The sequence below is a fragment of the Geobacter sp. 60473 genome (assembly GCF_036323535.1).
Classification (GTDB): Bacteria; Desulfobacterota; Desulfuromonadia; order Geobacterales; family Geobacteraceae; genus Geobacter; species Geobacter sulfurreducens.
Genome location: NZ_AP028967.1, coordinates 2,277,712 through 2,292,168, shown reverse-complemented (window position 1 = coordinate 2,292,168; position 14,457 = coordinate 2,277,712). Strand labels below are relative to the sequence as shown.

Annotated in this window: 15 protein-coding genes; 4 read left to right on the top strand and 11 right to left on the bottom strand. The window is 62.7% G+C overall.

The features are described 5' to 3' along the window. Positions 1-10: 10 nt before the first annotated feature. From galU to ubiE, 9 genes are all read right to left on the bottom strand, one after another. Complete coding sequence (gene galU / locus AABA48_RS10335; protein ID WP_286350384.1) at positions 11-880, bottom strand: UTP--glucose-1-phosphate uridylyltransferase GalU; 870 nt, start codon at positions 878-880, stop codon at positions 11-13. Between the two features lie 13 nt (positions 881-893). Then, positions 894-1,799, bottom strand: coding sequence for a methylenetetrahydrofolate reductase (locus tag AABA48_RS10330; RefSeq protein ID WP_286350383.1), 906 nt, complete (start codon positions 1,797-1,799; stop codon positions 894-896). Beyond that, positions 1,796-2,443 (bottom strand): methylenetetrahydrofolate reductase C-terminal domain-containing protein, encoded by a 648-nt coding sequence (locus AABA48_RS10325; RefSeq protein WP_286350382.1) that lies wholly within the window; start codon positions 2,441-2,443, stop codon positions 1,796-1,798. The genes AABA48_RS10330 and AABA48_RS10325 overlap by 4 nt, the downstream gene beginning before the upstream one ends. A gap of 18 nt (positions 2,444-2,461) precedes the next feature. Then, positions 2,462-3,319, bottom strand: a complete 858-nt coding sequence (gene folD / locus AABA48_RS10320; RefSeq protein WP_286350381.1) for a bifunctional methylenetetrahydrofolate dehydrogenase/methenyltetrahydrofolate cyclohydrolase FolD — start codon at positions 3,317-3,319, stop codon at positions 2,462-2,464. 155 nt (positions 3,320-3,474) lie between these two features. Further along, positions 3,475-3,726 carry an FmdB family zinc ribbon protein gene (locus AABA48_RS10315; RefSeq protein WP_286350380.1) on the bottom strand — a complete coding sequence of 84 codons (252 nt, stop codon included), beginning with the start codon at positions 3,724-3,726 and terminating at the stop codon, positions 3,475-3,477. 101 nt (positions 3,727-3,827) lie between these two features. Continuing rightward, positions 3,828-4,145 carry a DUF167 domain-containing protein gene (locus AABA48_RS10310; RefSeq protein ID WP_286352530.1) on the bottom strand — a complete coding sequence of 106 codons (318 nt, stop codon included), beginning with the start codon at positions 4,143-4,145 and terminating at the stop codon, positions 3,828-3,830. After that, positions 4,138-4,587, bottom strand: a complete 450-nt coding sequence (locus tag AABA48_RS10305; protein ID WP_286350379.1) for a DivIVA domain-containing protein — start codon at positions 4,585-4,587, stop codon at positions 4,138-4,140. Before AABA48_RS10305 ends, AABA48_RS10310 begins: the two co-directional genes overlap by 8 nt. Further along, entirely contained in the window at positions 4,587-4,901 is a 315-nt protein-coding gene (locus AABA48_RS10300) for a YggT family protein (protein ID WP_286350378.1), read from the bottom strand. Before AABA48_RS10300 ends, AABA48_RS10305 begins: the two co-directional genes overlap by 1 nt. A 74-nt stretch (positions 4,902-4,975) precedes the next feature. Further along, complete coding sequence (gene ubiE, locus AABA48_RS10295; protein WP_286350377.1) at positions 4,976-5,692, bottom strand: bifunctional demethylmenaquinone methyltransferase/2-methoxy-6-polyprenyl-1,4-benzoquinol methylase UbiE; 717 nt, start codon at positions 5,690-5,692, stop codon at positions 4,976-4,978. 171 nt (positions 5,693-5,863) lie between these two features. Between ubiE and cdaA the strand changes: the two genes are divergently transcribed. From cdaA to AABA48_RS10275, 4 genes are all read left to right on the top strand, one after another. Continuing rightward, positions 5,864-7,276 (top strand): diadenylate cyclase CdaA, encoded by a 1,413-nt coding sequence (cdaA, locus tag AABA48_RS10290; protein WP_286350376.1) that lies wholly within the window; start codon positions 5,864-5,866, stop codon positions 7,274-7,276. A gap of 108 nt (positions 7,277-7,384) precedes the next feature. After that, positions 7,385-8,413: a peptidoglycan endopeptidase gene (locus AABA48_RS10285; RefSeq protein WP_286350375.1), complete on the top strand. Its 1,029-nt coding sequence runs from the start codon at positions 7,385-7,387 to the stop codon at positions 8,411-8,413. Between the two features lie 60 nt (positions 8,414-8,473). Then, positions 8,474-8,887: a (deoxy)nucleoside triphosphate pyrophosphohydrolase gene (locus tag AABA48_RS10280; protein WP_286350374.1), complete on the top strand. Its 414-nt coding sequence runs from the start codon at positions 8,474-8,476 to the stop codon at positions 8,885-8,887. Further along, positions 8,865-10,529 (top strand): B12-binding domain-containing radical SAM protein, encoded by a 1,665-nt coding sequence (locus AABA48_RS10275; RefSeq protein WP_286350373.1) that lies wholly within the window; start codon positions 8,865-8,867, stop codon positions 10,527-10,529. The genes AABA48_RS10280 and AABA48_RS10275 overlap by 23 nt, the downstream gene beginning before the upstream one ends. A 77-nt stretch (positions 10,530-10,606) precedes the next feature. Here the strand turns inward: AABA48_RS10275 and AABA48_RS10270 are convergent, their stop codons facing one another. Both AABA48_RS10270 and AABA48_RS10265 read right to left on the bottom strand, forming a co-directional pair. Beyond that, positions 10,607-11,062 (bottom strand): hypothetical protein, encoded by a 456-nt coding sequence (locus AABA48_RS10270; RefSeq protein WP_286350372.1) that lies wholly within the window; start codon positions 11,060-11,062, stop codon positions 10,607-10,609. A 112-nt stretch (positions 11,063-11,174) separates the two neighbouring features. Beyond that, positions 11,175-14,417: a YhdP family protein gene (locus tag AABA48_RS10265; protein WP_286350371.1), complete on the bottom strand. Its 3,243-nt coding sequence runs from the start codon at positions 14,415-14,417 to the stop codon at positions 11,175-11,177. Positions 14,418-14,457: the final 40 nt, after the last annotated feature.

The following is a 14,457-nucleotide window of genomic DNA, read 5'->3' as shown; positions in this document are numbered from 1 at the left end:
ATCCCTGTTTTCAGTCCCTGGCCAGCACTTCCCGCAGATAATCCCGGAATTCCCCGTTGAACTCCTCCCGCTTGAGGGCCATGTCCACCGTGGCTTTCAGGAAGCCGAGCTTGTCGCCGCAGTCGTGGCGTTTTCCCTTGAACAGGCAGCCGTAAATGGCCTCTTCCCGCGACAGGGTCAGCAGGGCGTCGGTGAGCTGGATTTCTCCCCCCTTGCCGGGGGTCTGGCGTTCCAGGATGGGAAAGATGTCGGGGGTGAGGACGTAGCGGCCGATGATGGCCATGTCCGAAGGGGCCTCCTCGCGGCGGGGCTTTTCCACCAGGTCGGTCACCTCGAATATCCGGTCGGTGATTCCTGTTGCCTTCACGCAGCCGTAGGAGGAAATGGCCTCTAGGGGCACCTTTTCCAGGGCCACGACCGGGCCCCGGTATTTGCGGTAGACATCCAGGAGCTGGCCCAGGCAGGGTTGTTCCGCGTCGATGATGTCGTCCCCCAGCAGGACCGCGAAGGGTTCGTCGCCCACGAATTCCCTGGCGCAGAGGATGGCGTGGCCGAGTCCCAGGGCCTGTTTCTGCCGGACATAGAAAATCTTCACCATGTCGGCAATCTCCCGCACCTCCTGGAGCATGTCGTCCTTCCCCTTTTCCTGGAGCAGCGCTTCCAGCTCGAAGGAGATGTCGAAGTGATCCTCAATGGCCCGCTTGCTCCGACCGGTCACGAAGAGGAGCTGCTCGATGCCCGAGGCAACCGCCTCCTCCACCACGTATTGGACCAGCGGCTTGTCGATCAGGGGGAGCATCTCCTTGGGAGATGATTTGGTTGCCGGAAGAAACCTGGTGCCGAGTCCCGCCACCGGGAATACCGCTTTTTTTACCTGCATGATCCGACTCCTTTCAGATCGTAGTCTGTTCCGAATTGCCCCGCTCCATGCCGGCAACGATGGCGGGGACCAGGTCCTCCCGCCCCATGGCCATGATGTGAACTCCGTCGCAGAAAGGCCTGACCGCCGCCATGGTCCGCCGGGCTATCTCGACGCCGGCGGCCAGCGGATCGCCGGCACTCTCCAGCTCCGCAACAAGTTCGGGGGGGACCTTGAGGCCCGGCACCCGTTCGGTCACGTAACGGGCCATGCCGGGCGACTTCAGCAACAGGATGCCTGCGATGATCTTCATGCCTAGAGGGCGCGTCGCATCGGCGAACCGGGCGAACCGTTCCGGCGAGAAGACTGCCTGGGTCTGAAGGAATCGGGCTCCGGCAGCAGCTTTCTTCGCCAGCTTGGAGAGGGTGAGCGCAAAAGGCTCCGCTTCGGGGGCCGCCGCGGCTCCGGTAAAGAACGAGGTGGCGCCGGTGAGGACCGAACCCGAGAGATCCCGTCCTTCATTGAGCCCGGCAATGATCCGCAGGAGCTGAACCGAGTCCAGGTCGAACACCGGTTTGGCCTCCCGGTGGTCGCCAAAGGTTATGAAGTCGCCGGTGAGCGCCAGCACGTTGGTGATCCCCAGGGCAGAGGCGGCCAGCAGTTCGCTCTGGAGCGCCATCCGGTTGCGGTCACGGCAGGTGAGCTGAAGGATGGGCTCGATCCCTTCCCGCACCAGCAGCGCCGCCGGCGCCAGGGGGGAAATCCGCATGTTGGCCCCCTGGTTGTCGGTGACGTTCACGGCATCGACGGCCTGGCGCAGGGCCCGGGCCTTGCGGAGGAATTCGGTGCAATCGCACCCCTTGGGCGGGCAGATCTCCGTGGTGACGACGAAGTGGCCTGCGGCGAGGGCGGCGCTGAGTGATGGCGGCGTACCGGTCATTTGTCGAGTTTCAGGTCCGCCGGCCGGCGGCAGGTGGAGAAGTCGGCAGGGGGAGTGGTTTCGGCCAGGGGACCCGTTTCCACCTGACCGTGGAGGCGGGTGAATATCTGGTGCCAGGCACACTCGGCATCGGGGTTCACCTCGCAACGCCCTTCGTCCATACCTCCGCAGGGACCGTTGAGGATTCCCTTGGGACAGAGCGTTACGGGGCAGATGCCGGCGGTCTCGTTCAGGCGGCAGGCCCCGCAGAGGGAGCAGCGCTGTTCGAATTGGCCGAACCGGCGGATATTGCCAAGGAAGAGGGTGTCGAGGCCCGCCACGGTCCGTTTGTCCGTGCCCGCGGAAACCGACTGGACCCCGGCGCCGCAGGCGAGCACCAGAAGCGCTTCGGCGCTGCGGACCATTTCACCCTTGGCCCGGAGGTCCCGTTGAACCCGCAGCATGTGACACGCCTCATCGATGACGATGGAGCCGGTCACCTCCCGGCCCGCCTCGGTGAGGCGCTCCTGCATCTGCCAGACTTGCTCCTCTCCACCGGCCTTGCAGACGGTGGCGCACTTGGCGCAGCCGATCACGAAGACCCGCGAGACGCCGTCCAGGGCGGCCAGGATATCGGCGAAGGGTTTCTGTCTGCTGACGATCATCGTGATTCCGGTGTCACGCTAGCGATTCCCGGAACCCGCCATTTTTGCGGCCTCAAGGGTGTTGTGAAGAAGCATGGTGATGGTCATGGGGCCCACCCCGCCGGGGACCGGCGTGATGGCCGAAGCCCGTTCGGCTGCTGCGGCGAATTCGACGTCTCCCACCAGTTTCTTTTCTCCCACCCTGTTGACGCCCACGTCGATGACAACCGCCCCTTCCTTGATCCAGTCCCCTTTGATCATCTCGGGGACCCCGACGGCGGCGATGACCACGTCGGCGGCCCTGACCCGGCCGGGGAGATCGCGGGTCTTCGAGTGGCAGATGGTGACGGTTGCATTGCGCTGGAGACACATCAATGCCACCGGCTTGCCCACGATGTTTGAGCGTCCCACAACCACCACTTCCTTGCCGGCCAGGTCGACTCCCGCTTCCTGCAGCATCACCATGACGCCGTAGGGGGTGCAGGGCTGGAAGGTCGGCTTGCCGGTCACCAGGCGTCCCACATTGTAAGGATGGAAGCCGTCCACGTCCTTGGCAGGGGAGATGGCTTCAAGGACACGATCCGCGTTGATCTGCGGCGGAAGGGGGAGCTGCACGAGGATGCCGTGGATCGCCGGATCGTTGTTGAGTTCGTTGATGAGCGCGAGGAGTTCCTCCTCGGTCGTTTCCGCGGGGCGCGTGACTTTTACCGAGTGCATGCCGAGCTTGTTGCATGCATCGCCCTTCATCCGGACGTAGACTTCGCTGGCGGGGTCGCTCCCCACCAGGACCGTGGCGAGGCCGGGGGTTATTCCCCTGGCCTGCAGTTCTTTAACCTGGGTGGCGAGATCCGCCCGGATCTTTTCGGCAATGGCTTTTCCGTCGATGATCGTGGCCATGGGTGGGCTCCTTCTGGATGTGCGTCCCGGCAGGGAAGAATGGTGAGAACAGCCACAGAATGATACGGAAAGGTGACCGTGTTGTAAAGTCAGATTCCCGGCCCTGCTGGATAAAAAAACCCCCGGCAGGGCCGGGGGATCTGGTTGGCGCGGTCTTATGCCGCGGAGGGGCATCCTGCGCACGTGCCCCCGGAGGGGCAGGCAGGAGCCTCGGATTTGCCGGCTCCGCCGGAGCTGTAACCCTGGGCATACCAGCCGCCTCCCTTGAGGGCGAATCCGCTCTGGGAAATCAGCTTGTGTATGGGGCCTCCGCATGAGGGGCACTCGGTGGCCGGGGCATCGGAAAACTTCTGACGCAGCTCGAACTGCTTGTCGCACGCGTCGCAGCGGTATTCATAGAGTGGCATGAGACAACCTCCTGAAAAATCGTTACGATTTACTATAAGTATCCCCTCGTCGGTTTGTCAACCCCACGGGAGCATTTTCGACGCCGCGCAGATGCAGCGGACTACCGGCGGCTGTTTTCGAGCAGTGCCCGCACGGCGGCTGCGTCGGAACCGGAAACCCTGATGGTTTTGTGGCGGGACTTTTCGCCGGCTATGATGGCGACGCAGGACTTGGGCACGCCGAGCCGCTTGGCGAGGAATTCGACGCAGAGGCGGTTCGCCTCACCCTCCACCGGCGGCGAGGTGAGCCGCAGTTTGATTGCTTCCCCCTGGACGCCGCAGACTTCGTTGCGGGACGCCCGGGGCTGCACGTGGACCGAAAAGGTGACGCCGTCGGCGGATTCGGTAATCCGCAGTACAGGGGAAGGGGGGTCAGGCATCCTCAAGGGAGAGCATCTTGTAGTGGGTGTCGAGCAGAGCCTTGAAGGCGCCTTCGAACTGGAGCTTCTGGCGACGGAGATCCTGGAGCTGCTCGTTAAGCTGCCCGAGCCTGCGCTCGGCGTCCACGAGGATCTTCTCCGCCTTCACCTCCGCCTCGGAGACGATGAGCGACGCTTCCTTCTGGGCGTTGGCCTTCATTTCCTCGGTAATCTTTTGGGCCGCGAGCATGGCTTCACGCAGTTCGCGCTCCTGGCGCGCCGTCTGCTCGGCGTCGGCGGCCGCTTTCCGGCACTGCTCACGCAGGTCGGTGTTTTCCCTGATGAGCCCCTCCATTTCCTGGGCCACCAACTGGAGAAACGAATCCACGTCCTCCGGGTCGATGCCGCCGAGCATCTTGCCCTTGAACTGCTGCTGTTGGATGTCGAGGGGGGTAATTTTCATCACATGGCCCCTGTGCCGAGCTTCATCCGGAAGGCGAAATCGTAGATGGTCCTGATCACGAAGCTCTGAATGAAGTAGATGGCGACCAGCACCAGGATGGGGGAGAGGTCGAGGCCCCCCAGGTCCGGAAGGACCCGCCGGACCCGGGAGAGGACCGGCTCGGTGCTGCGGTAGAGGAAATTCACGATCGGATTGTAGGGATCGGGGTTGACCCAGGATATGATGGCCCGGGCGATGATGATGTAGAGGTAGATCGTCAGGAGAATGTCGGCGACCTTGGCGATGGCGAGCAGAAAATTGGCGACCACGAACATGGGGTGCCCCTTGGGGAGAAGTGACAACGGCCGTTGTTATACCGGAATCCGGGGCATGATGTCAAGAAACTCCGCTATTTCAGCCCTTTTTCGCCGGTATAGATGGTGGCTATGCCGAAGGTCTGGTCCCGGTGGGCGGTGTCGCGAAAGCCGACCGAGGTCATGAGAGCCTTGAACTCCTCCTGGCTCGGGAACTCCAGCACCGAATCGGGCAGGTACTTGTAGGCGCTGAACTGTGAGAACAGTCCGCCGATAACGGGAAGAACCCGGAGAAAGTAAAACGAGTAGATCCACTTGAAGAGCCGCGAGCGGGGGGTGGAAAATTCCAGGATGACCGCCCGGCCGCCCGGCTTGAGGACCCGCAGCATCTCGGAGAGGCCCTGGCGGCGGTCAACCACGTTGCGGATGCCGAAGGCGATGGTCACCGAATCGAACGTGTCATCGGGGAAGGGGATTGCCTCGCAGGGGGCGATATCCATGGTGATCCGGTCCGCGTAGGGGGAGCCGGCCACCTTGTCGCGCCCCAGGGTTACCATCCCTTCGGAAAAGTCGACACCTACGATAGCGACCGACGGCGGCGTCTGACGGGCGATCTCCAGGGCCACGTCGCCGGTGCCGGTGGCCACGTCGAGCACGCGCCCGCCTTCGCTCCAGCGTATGCATTTGACGGCGTTTCGCCGCCAGCGCCGGTCCACGCCGAAGCTAAGGAGCCGGTTGAGAAAGTCGTAGCGGGGGGCGATGTCGCTGAACATGTCGCGGATGCGCTCGCCTTTTTCCGTAAGCCGGTACATGTTATTTTTCTGTCCTTGCCATCAAAGAAGTGATATAAATTCAGATTCTTCACGCATTCTGAACAAGTCTGTCGTTTGTAGCACAAAACGGCCCGGCCATGCCAGTACTTTCGAGCGACGGCATGCGGGCGGGGCCGGCGTCACCTTTTCCGTGATAAATGGGGCAACCGCGTGTTTCACCTGATCCGCTGGCAGGATATCGCCGACATCATCATCATGAGTTTCCTGGCCTACCGACTCTACAGCTGGTTCAGGCACACCCGCGCCATGCAGGTCCTGATCGGGCTCGGAATTCTGGCCGGGGTCTACTTCGTCACCCGCAATCTGGGGCTGTTCATGACGAGCTGGATTCTCCAGGAACTCGGCACAGTCCTCTTCGTCCTGATCATCGTCGTGTTTCAGGCGGAGATCCGTCAGGCCCTGTACCGTTTCAGCCTGTTGCGTACTTTCATCGGTCGGCAGGAGGGGGGCGGTGAGCTCGACCTGGCCGAATTGGGCCGCACCGTCTTCGGCCTGGCGCTGGAGCGAACCGGTGCCCTCATCGTCCTCCAGCGCCAGGAAGCCCTTGACGACTATCTCCTGCACGGGGTGAAGGTCGACGGTCTCCCGAGCAGTCACCTCCTGGGCAGCATCTTCCGGAACGGTACCCCCCTGCATGACGGCGCCGTGGTCATCAAGGACGGCCGGGTTAGCCAGGCGTCGTGCCACCTGCCGCTCTCCATGAAGACGGAGCTCCCCCAGAACTTCGGTACCCGCCACAGGGCCGGCATCGGGCTCAGCGAACGGTCCGACGCCGTGGTCATCATCGTGTCGGAAGAGCGAGGAGATGTGGGCATGGCGCTTGCAGGAGAATACCGGAAGATCGCCTCGCCGGAGGAGTTTGCCGAGGTAATCCGGGGGCTTCTCTATCCCCAACGCCCCGAAAATGTTGCGTTCACCCTGCGCCAGCGCCTCATGCGCAACCTTGTGCCTAAAATTGTCACAACGCTCATTGTGATAGCAGGCTGGCTGGTGGTGACGACGAAAGAAGGCGGTATTTTTACGGTCACCGTGCCGATCAAGTTTCACAACCTGCCTCCCCGTTCGGTCCTCGTGAAGAGCGTTCCCGAGTCAGTGGAGGTCCAGCTCAAGGTTTTCACCAGTCTCATCCCTTCGCCCAAGCAGCTTGACCTGGTGGCAGACCTGAACCTGGCGAGCGTGCACGACGGGGTCAACAGTCTCGCGGTCAAGGACGACGACCTGAATCTTCCCCTGGGCGTGGTTGTCACCGGCATCAATCCGCCGGTGGTGAAGGTGACCATTGCGGGCAAAGAACGCAAGCAGCTCCGGGTGCGGCCGAAGCTGACAGGGCAATTGCCGGGCCGGGCAAAGCTCAGAAGCGTGACCGCTGACCCCGATACGGTGGTGGTGGAGGGGCCGGGCCATCTCCTTGAAGGGCTCGAATCCCTGCCCACGGAAACCGTGGATCTTGCCGGCCTGCGCCGGGGTGGTGTCGTCGAGCGGCGGGTCGTGTCGCCGTCGCCCCAGATCAGGGTGTTGCGTGATGAACCGGTGCGGGTGAACGTGATTACGTCTGCCAAGTAGCTGATATTCCAATTTATTTAAGGAAAGAGTTTGACATTTGCGTGACAGTTTGTTATAAAAAGTGGGCTTTTTGAGCTATTTAATAAAACAATAAGAAAGGGGGGATACATGAGTATACGATTGCGACTTACCATCTTCGTCCTCATCCTTTTAGCCTTACCCTCCTTGGCGCTTGCCGCCAAAAGTCATAAAGTCAAAAAGAACGAAACCCTCTCTTCCATTGCCCGCAAGTACCACGTCCGCGTCGCCGATCTCAAAGCAGCCAACAACCTTGCCAATACTCGTGTGAAGCCCGGCACCATCCTGGTTGTCCCCCCCCGTTCCGAGGCCGTCGCAGCGGAGCCTGCGGCCGAGGTCGCTACCTACAAGGTGCGCAAGGGCGACACCCTGATCCGGATTGCCCGCAAGACCGGCGTGTCCGTGGATGAACTGCGTCAGCTGAACAACCTCGGCAAGAAAAGGGTAAAGCCCGGCCAGGTCCTCACGCTCCGGGCCGTCGCCGACGAGGAGCAACCGGCCAGGAAGCTCGCCCTCAAGAAGCCCCTCAAGAGCCTCGACATCTATAACGAAAGCGAATACGAGCGCAGCCTCGCGGACCTCGTGGGCGAGAGCGGCGAAGACGCCCAGGCCGATTTCACCAAAGGGGTGACCCTTGGCGGCGACGGCGTCACCGAGCTGAAAAAGACGGCCTACAGTTTCATCGGCACCCGCTACCGCTTCGGCGGAACCACCCGCAAGGGGCTCGACTGCTCCAGCTTTGTTCAGCACGTCTTCCGCGAACTGGATGTAACCCTCCCCCGCACCGCCCGCGAACAATTCCACGTGGGCAACCCGGTCGCCACCGGAGACCTCCAGAAGGGCGATCTTCTTTTCTTTCACACCTATGCCCGCTTCCCTTCCCACGTGGGCATCTATCTCGGCAACAACAAAATGATCCACGCCTCCTCACGGGACCGGCGAGTGGTCATATCCTCAATCGACACCCCTTACTACCGTGCTCGCTTCATCGGCGCCAAGCGTATTTCACAGATCAACCCCGACGTGCTCAAGCTGGACGACCTGCTGACCGACGTGGAAGAAGAGGGGATCGAAGACATCCTTGCCAACGATACCCTCGGCGTTGGCCTGTTGAAGTAGATCCTGTCGGTCAGTCATTCCAAAATCCGGTCCGTGGACCGGATTTTTTTTTGAGGCATCATGTTCCCGCTCATCGTCACCGCTGCCATTATTGAGCACAACGGCCTGATTCTCCTGACCCGGCGAAAGCCCGACGCGCCCTATCCCTTGCTCTGGGAATTCCCGGGAGGGAAGCTGGAGCCCGAGGAGCATCCCGAGGCGTGCATCGTCAGGGAGGTGCGGGAGGAGCTTGCCATGGAGGTGGCCGTCGAGGGGATCTATGATGTGATCTACTACCGTTACCCCGAACGGCCCGTAATGGTGCTGGCCTACCGCTGCACCTGGACCGGCGGCGATCTTCAGGAACGCGACGTGGCCGGACACCGGTGGGTCGCCCCGGCGGAGGTGCCCGCCTTCGACCTTCTTCCCGCGGATGTTCCGCTCGCTGCCAGAATAGCACGAGAATTCGGCAATGCGGGTTCTTCTCGCCTATAAGTCCCACCAGGCCGGGGCGCGGGATCCCTTTGCGTCGCTGCTGCCCACGGGGCTCGGCTACTTGAACGGGCTCCTGCGGGCACAGGGCTTCGCTTCCCGCATCGCCAACCTGTCGACCGCGGGGTGGCGCGAGGTGGACGTACTGCTCCGTCGGGAACAGCCGGCCATCTTCGGCATCTCCCAGTACACCCACAACCGGTTCGAGTCACTCAAGCTCGCTTCCATCGCAAAAACAATCGACCCCACGTGCCTGACGGTGCTCGGTGGCCCCCATGCGACCCACTCCTTCGACATGCTTCTTCAGCATCACCCCCAGGTGGATGCCGTGGTGCTCGGCGAGGGGGAGGAAACCATGCTGGAGCTTGTCCGTGCGGTGGCACAAGGTGATCGGAGCCTCGCCGGCATCCCGGGCCTGGCGATTCGGAAGGGGAGCGGGATCAGCCATTCAACCCGTGCGCCGCTGCGGAATCTCGACGACCTGCCCGTGCCCGCGCATTACTTCGACAACGCCCTGGGATGCGACCTCCGTCGCCAGCTCGAGTTCGTTATTACCTCCCGGGGGTGTCCCGCCTCCTGCCGTTTCTGTTCGTCGCCACGCTTCTGGGGCACGTCGCTGCGTCTCCGCTCGCCCCGGGCCATGGTTGACGAGATCCGCTATCTCCGCGACCGGTTCGGCCTGCTCTCATTTTCGCTTCGCGACGATACTTTCACGGCCCGCGCCGACCGGGTCATCGAGTTCTGCCGCCTGCTGTCGGCCGAAGGGCTCCATATTCTTTGGAGCTGCCAGTCACGGGTGAACTGCGTCGACGAGGAGATGCTCCTCTGGATGCGGCGTGCCGGTTGCGAGTATGTCCAGTACGGGGTGGAGTCCGGCTCCGATCGGATTCTTGCCCGGCTCGGCAAGCGGATCACCCCGGATCAGGTGCGGCGCGCCGCCGCGGCTACCCGCCGTGCCGGCATGGATCTCTCCATCTACCTGATCACCGGCGTGCCCGGCGAGGATGAGGAGGACCTGCGGGCTACCCTGCGCCTCATCGAAGATATCCGCCCCCATGACGGCCACGTGGCTCCCCTGGCCTACTATCCCGGCACGGCGCTTTTTGCCGAGGCGGTGCGCGAGGGGCGGGTGCCGGCCGACTTCTTCGAGCGGGAGAAGGGCGAGGCCTGCTTCGTCAGGAAGGACGCGGCGGTACAACGATCCATGGACCGGTTGCTGACAACCCTGGAACGGGTCGGACGAAGGTCCCGCTTCGGCCCCACCGACTTTGCCCGTCAGGCGAAGATCGTCGGCTGGTGTCATGCCGGTGCCCTGGCGGAGGGGGGCTGGTACGAGGAGCGGGAGGAATGGCGGGAAGCCGAGGCCCGCTACCGGCAGGTCACGCACCGGCAGCCGGCCAATCCCTTGGGCTGGCTGGCTCTGGGCGGGCTCCACGGGAGCGTCGGCGACCTGGAGCGGTCCCGGCAGATGTTTACCAGGGTTCTCGATCTCGTGCCGGCACACATCCCCGCCCATCTTGCCCTTGGCGATCTGTGTCTGCACGCCGGCGACCGGCGGGGAGCCCGTCGCAACTACGAAGCGGCTCTCACACTGAACCCCGGTGACGTCGAGGCCCGGGAGCGGCTGAAGGAGCTGGAAGAGTAAGTGAGATAAACGCGGGAAGAGAAACGAAAAAGGCGGCCACCGTGGGGTGTGCCGCCTTTTTCGTTGCCGTCGGCCGGTTACTTGCCGCCGATCCTGATGCCCGGAGCGAAAATGATCTTTTCGAAGGTCCGGTTGAGGGTCTTGCTGTGGAAGTTGAGCATGGGCGGTGAATCCGGGAACTCAACCTGATCGCCGACCTTGACTTTGGTCTGCATGACGGCAACCCACAGCTTCTGTCCCTTCTCCTCCACCTCCAGGTAGGTGTAGCCGGCAGCGTCCATGGTGGAGAGGACCTTGCCCTTGTGGCCTACGCCGGCGGGGACTTCAACCGGCTTGAGACCGGCGTGGGGATCTCCTCCGCCGTGAACGGCGTCCTTGGGCATTTCGCCTTGGGGTGCGGCCGGCATGCCTGCGGGCATGCCGCTCTGCTCTTGCGGAGCGGGCGCAGCGGTCTCGGGGGCCTTGGGCTTATCCTTGCATCCGGCGGCGGCGAGCGAAACAACGGCGAGCGCTACCAATACTGATCTTTTCACCTGTATCCTCCTGTGGTTAGTTTCTCACAAGGGCAAAAGCTACCATACATCCCGAATATTTTACAACAGCAAAAGTTGCGGATGAGTAACGGCGCATCGTTTACCGTGCCGGTCAGTTTCCGATGACGACTTCTCCGGTATCGGTAATCAGCTTCGCCGGGAGCTGGAATACCCTCTTGAAGATGTCGAACACCCCCCGCGACATGGATTTTACCGGGATCGCGGTGACGGTGGGGTTGGAGATCTTCCCCTTGGCTTCAAAGTAGGTGGTGATGAAGTGCTTCTCCTTGCCGGTCAGGATCCAGCCGACAATGGGAATCCGGTTTACCACCTTGTCCACGGTCTGGAGGGGCTGGACCCCCACAGTGACGGCGAGCTCCTCCCGCACCAGATCGATCTTGCCCACGGTGGAAATGTTCATGGCATTGCTGTCGATGAAGAGGTCCTCGGTGGAGATCACGCCGTCGCTCATGGCAAAGGTGCCGGTGATCCTGCTGTAGGGCATGCCGTCCTTGACCATGTCGGGGAGCTGGAACTTGAGGAGCTGGGACACGTTCAGGATCGAGAATACCTTTGACAGCACGTTGAACTTGCGCATCTTGCCGTCGTCGAACCGGAGGGTTGCGTGGCCGAGCAGGCTTTTTCGCAGGTCAGCCATGGTCGCCCCCCTGGCGGTCACGTCGGCCTGGAGCGACAGGGTGCCGGTGACGATGGCGTCGCCCGGGATCAGGTCCACCGCGTTGATCAGCGGCTCGGCTGATACCTTGTCCGCCTTGAGCTTCACCTGGTAGCGGGACGACCCGTTCCCCCCCCCGTCCGCCCGGAGCGTGCCGGATATCCGCCCGCCGTAGGCGTCGAACTCGAAGGGTTGCAGGTAGAGGATGCCGTTCTCGTAGTGGGCGACCGTGTGGAGATGCCGGGCCGCCAGCTTGCCGAACGAGGCCGAATCGGCGTCTATGGTTGCCTTCACGGTGGCGGTCCCCCCCTCGACCCCCTGCTTCCGTTCGCGTTCCAGGTCGGAAAGGGCCAGGATGTCGTCCAGGTCGATGGCAGGAGAGGTGACGCTCACATCGACCTTAGGCTGCCGCATATGGGTCACGGCCCCCTTGACGGAGAGCTGGGACGAGCCGATTTTTCCCGCGAGCGAACGGATCTTGAGGATGTCGTCCTGGTAGGCGAGGGTGCCCTGGAGATTCTGGATCTTCACGGCGCCCCTGGGGTGCCTCAGGCCCAAGTCGCTCAAGTCGAGAGCCGGGGACGAGACCTCCAGGGTAAAGGACGGATCGCTGAAGTTCGTCAGGGACCCCTTGCCCTGGAGCGGTGAATTGCCGAGCATCAGGGAGAGCCGGGGGCTTTCCAGGGAGTTGCCCTTGAACCGGAGCGTGCCGGTCACGTTGCTGAGAGGCTTCACCGACTCGGCCGGCTTGAATGAAGCCCCTGCCAGCGCCACCAGACCGCTCCACTTCATGTCGGCCAGGCTTTCGGCCACCCCCTCCGCCCGGGCGGAAATCTGCATTTTCCCCTGGGGATGGTACGGCTTCGCCTTGGGAATGTTGGCCGTGAGCGCGCCCATGGCGAACTGGTTCGACGAGATGTCAAGCTGCGTGGGCAGGGCCTTCCCGTCCTGGAACCGGGCCGCGATGGACAGGGCAAGGGGAGGGAGCGCGTACTGGCATGACAGGGACCGGTCGCCGTTGCGGAGCAGGTTCATCCGGAACGCCAAGCTGTTTATCTGGCCCGCCGGCTTGGCAAAGGATGTTCCGTAGGAATAGGCCGCGGCGGTCAGGTTGCAGTCGCCGGAAAAGGTGTAGGATGCCGTCCCCCCTTCGCCGGACAGGTTGAGGATCGAGTCGCCCGTGAACTGGAGCGATGCCGCCGCTTCCTTGCCGAAGAGCCAGTCCAGTTCCGCCTTGCGCGGCGTGAAAACGCCCTTGAAGGGGTAGCCCGACGGCGTGTCGAGGCAGTAGTCGGTGATCATGCCGTTGAGGGTAAAGGGAGTTGTCCCGAATTTCCCCGACATGTTACGCAGGGTGAAGTTCTTGCCGGCCAGTTCCAGGTCTCCCTTGATGCTGTTGAAGACCGGCCAGCCGTCCCCCATGTCGACCACAGCCCCTTCCAGGGCAGTGGCGCGCACCCGGAGCACGTTGTAGTTCTCCCCTTTCTCCATGGTCAGGATCTGGCTCACGCGGCCGTCGAGCCGTCCTTCGTCCACCCGGAAGTATCCAGCCTTGATGTGCTGCTCGATGAACTGGGACGCGTCGTCGGCGATGATGCCGAAGGGGATGTAGTAAAAGAACTTCTCCAGCCGGAAGGGGGCGATAGTGGTCCACGCGACGATACGGGGATCAGAGGTGTGGATGTCCTTCACCGCGCACCCCCCCTTGACGGTGAGGCCGTCCATGCGGAAGTCGACGGAGGAGATGTTAACCTCTTTGGGGGTCCGCGTCAGGGAATAGGCTAGGCGCACATCGGCGGGAGTAAGCGGCTGGCGGAACACCTCCGGGTAGACGAAGCGCAGTCCCGCCACCTGCAGCGATCCCTTGGAGGTGAAATCGAGCGGCGTGCCGTCCACGGTGCAGTCAAGGTTAAACCGCCCGCTCATGCGCTGGAACGGGACCAAGTTGCTGTAATAGGGCCAGTAGTGGCTCGCATTGATGTTGTGGAGGCTCACCCGGGCATCCAGGTGCGCAGTGGTGAGGGGGGCGTTCTTGGCGGGCAGCTTCAGCTTGCCCTCGATGGCCACGGGGCTCTCGCTCTTTCCGTCCACGAGGCGCCCTTCGAGAGAGATGGGGCTTTCCTTGCCCCGCACCAGGCGGCCGATGAACAGGTCGGCCTCCCTGAGGGTGGTGACGAGCGGGCCGCCAACCGTCGCGTGGTCGGTGAAGATCAGGTTGCCCTGCTTGACCCTCACCCCCCGCACCCGCAGCTCAATCGTGCTCTTCGTCTCCCTTTCGCGCAACAGGTCGTCGATGTTGAGGGTGCCGTCCTTGTTCCGCACCAGTTGCACGACAGGCTTTTCGAGCTCTACCCGCCGGAGGATGACCTTTTTCTCCAGCAGGGGCAGAATCGCCAGCCGGAACCGGATCGCCGCGACGGTGGCAAAGGGGGTGCTGCCGTCCCGCTCCTGTATCTGCACATCGGTAAAGGTGAAGGCCGGTCCGAACCGCAGTGACACCTCCCCCGTGCCGTAGGTCACGGGGCGGTTCAGTTCCTTCCGGATTTCCGCAAGGAGCTGGTCCTTATAGGTGTCCAACTCGTGGAGCCGCGTAACCAGCACGGTGAAGACCAGTCCGCACAGAAGCGCCAGCGGAACCGTGACGTACAGCAGGATCTTTTTCCAGGAGGGAAGGGTCATGGGGGTGAGTCCTCGGAACCGGGCGGGTGTGGGAATGCGC

Bases quoted from the DNA above. Each gene is read 5' to 3' on its own strand.
- AABA48_RS10280 (WP_286350374.1), top strand. From the start codon at position 8,474: ATGTTCCCGCTCATCGTCACCGCTGCCATTATTGAGCACAACGGCCTG.
- AABA48_RS10305 (WP_286350379.1), bottom strand. From the start codon at position 4,587: ATGAAAATTACCCCCCTCGACATCCAACAGCAGCAGTTCAAGGGCAAG.
- AABA48_RS10310 (WP_286352530.1), bottom strand. From the start codon at position 4,145: ATGCCTGACCCCCCTTCCCCTGTACTGCGGATTACCGAATCCGCCGAC.
- AABA48_RS10275 (WP_286350373.1), top strand. From the start codon at position 8,865: ATGCGGGTTCTTCTCGCCTATAAGTCCCACCAGGCCGGGGCGCGGGAT.
- AABA48_RS10325 (WP_286350382.1), bottom strand. From the start codon at position 2,443: ATGATCGTCAGCAGACAGAAACCCTTCGCCGATATCCTGGCCGCCCTG.
- ubiE (WP_286350377.1), bottom strand. From the start codon at position 5,692: ATGTACCGGCTTACGGAAAAAGGCGAGCGCATCCGCGACATGTTCAGC.
- folD (WP_286350381.1), bottom strand. From the start codon at position 3,319: ATGGCCACGATCATCGACGGAAAAGCCATTGCCGAAAAGATCCGGGCG.
- AABA48_RS10265 (WP_286350371.1), bottom strand. From the start codon at position 14,417: ATGACCCTTCCCTCCTGGAAAAAGATCCTGCTGTACGTCACGGTTCCG.
- AABA48_RS10330 (WP_286350383.1), bottom strand. From the start codon at position 1,799: ATGACCGGTACGCCGCCATCACTCAGCGCCGCCCTCGCCGCAGGCCAC.
- AABA48_RS10315 (WP_286350380.1), bottom strand. From the start codon at position 3,726: ATGCCACTCTATGAATACCGCTGCGACGCGTGCGACAAGCAGTTCGAG.
- galU (WP_286350384.1), bottom strand. From the start codon at position 880: ATGCAGGTAAAAAAAGCGGTATTCCCGGTGGCGGGACTCGGCACCAGG.
- AABA48_RS10285 (WP_286350375.1), top strand. From the start codon at position 7,385: ATGAGTATACGATTGCGACTTACCATCTTCGTCCTCATCCTTTTAGCC.
- AABA48_RS10300 (WP_286350378.1), bottom strand. From the start codon at position 4,901: ATGTTCGTGGTCGCCAATTTTCTGCTCGCCATCGCCAAGGTCGCCGAC.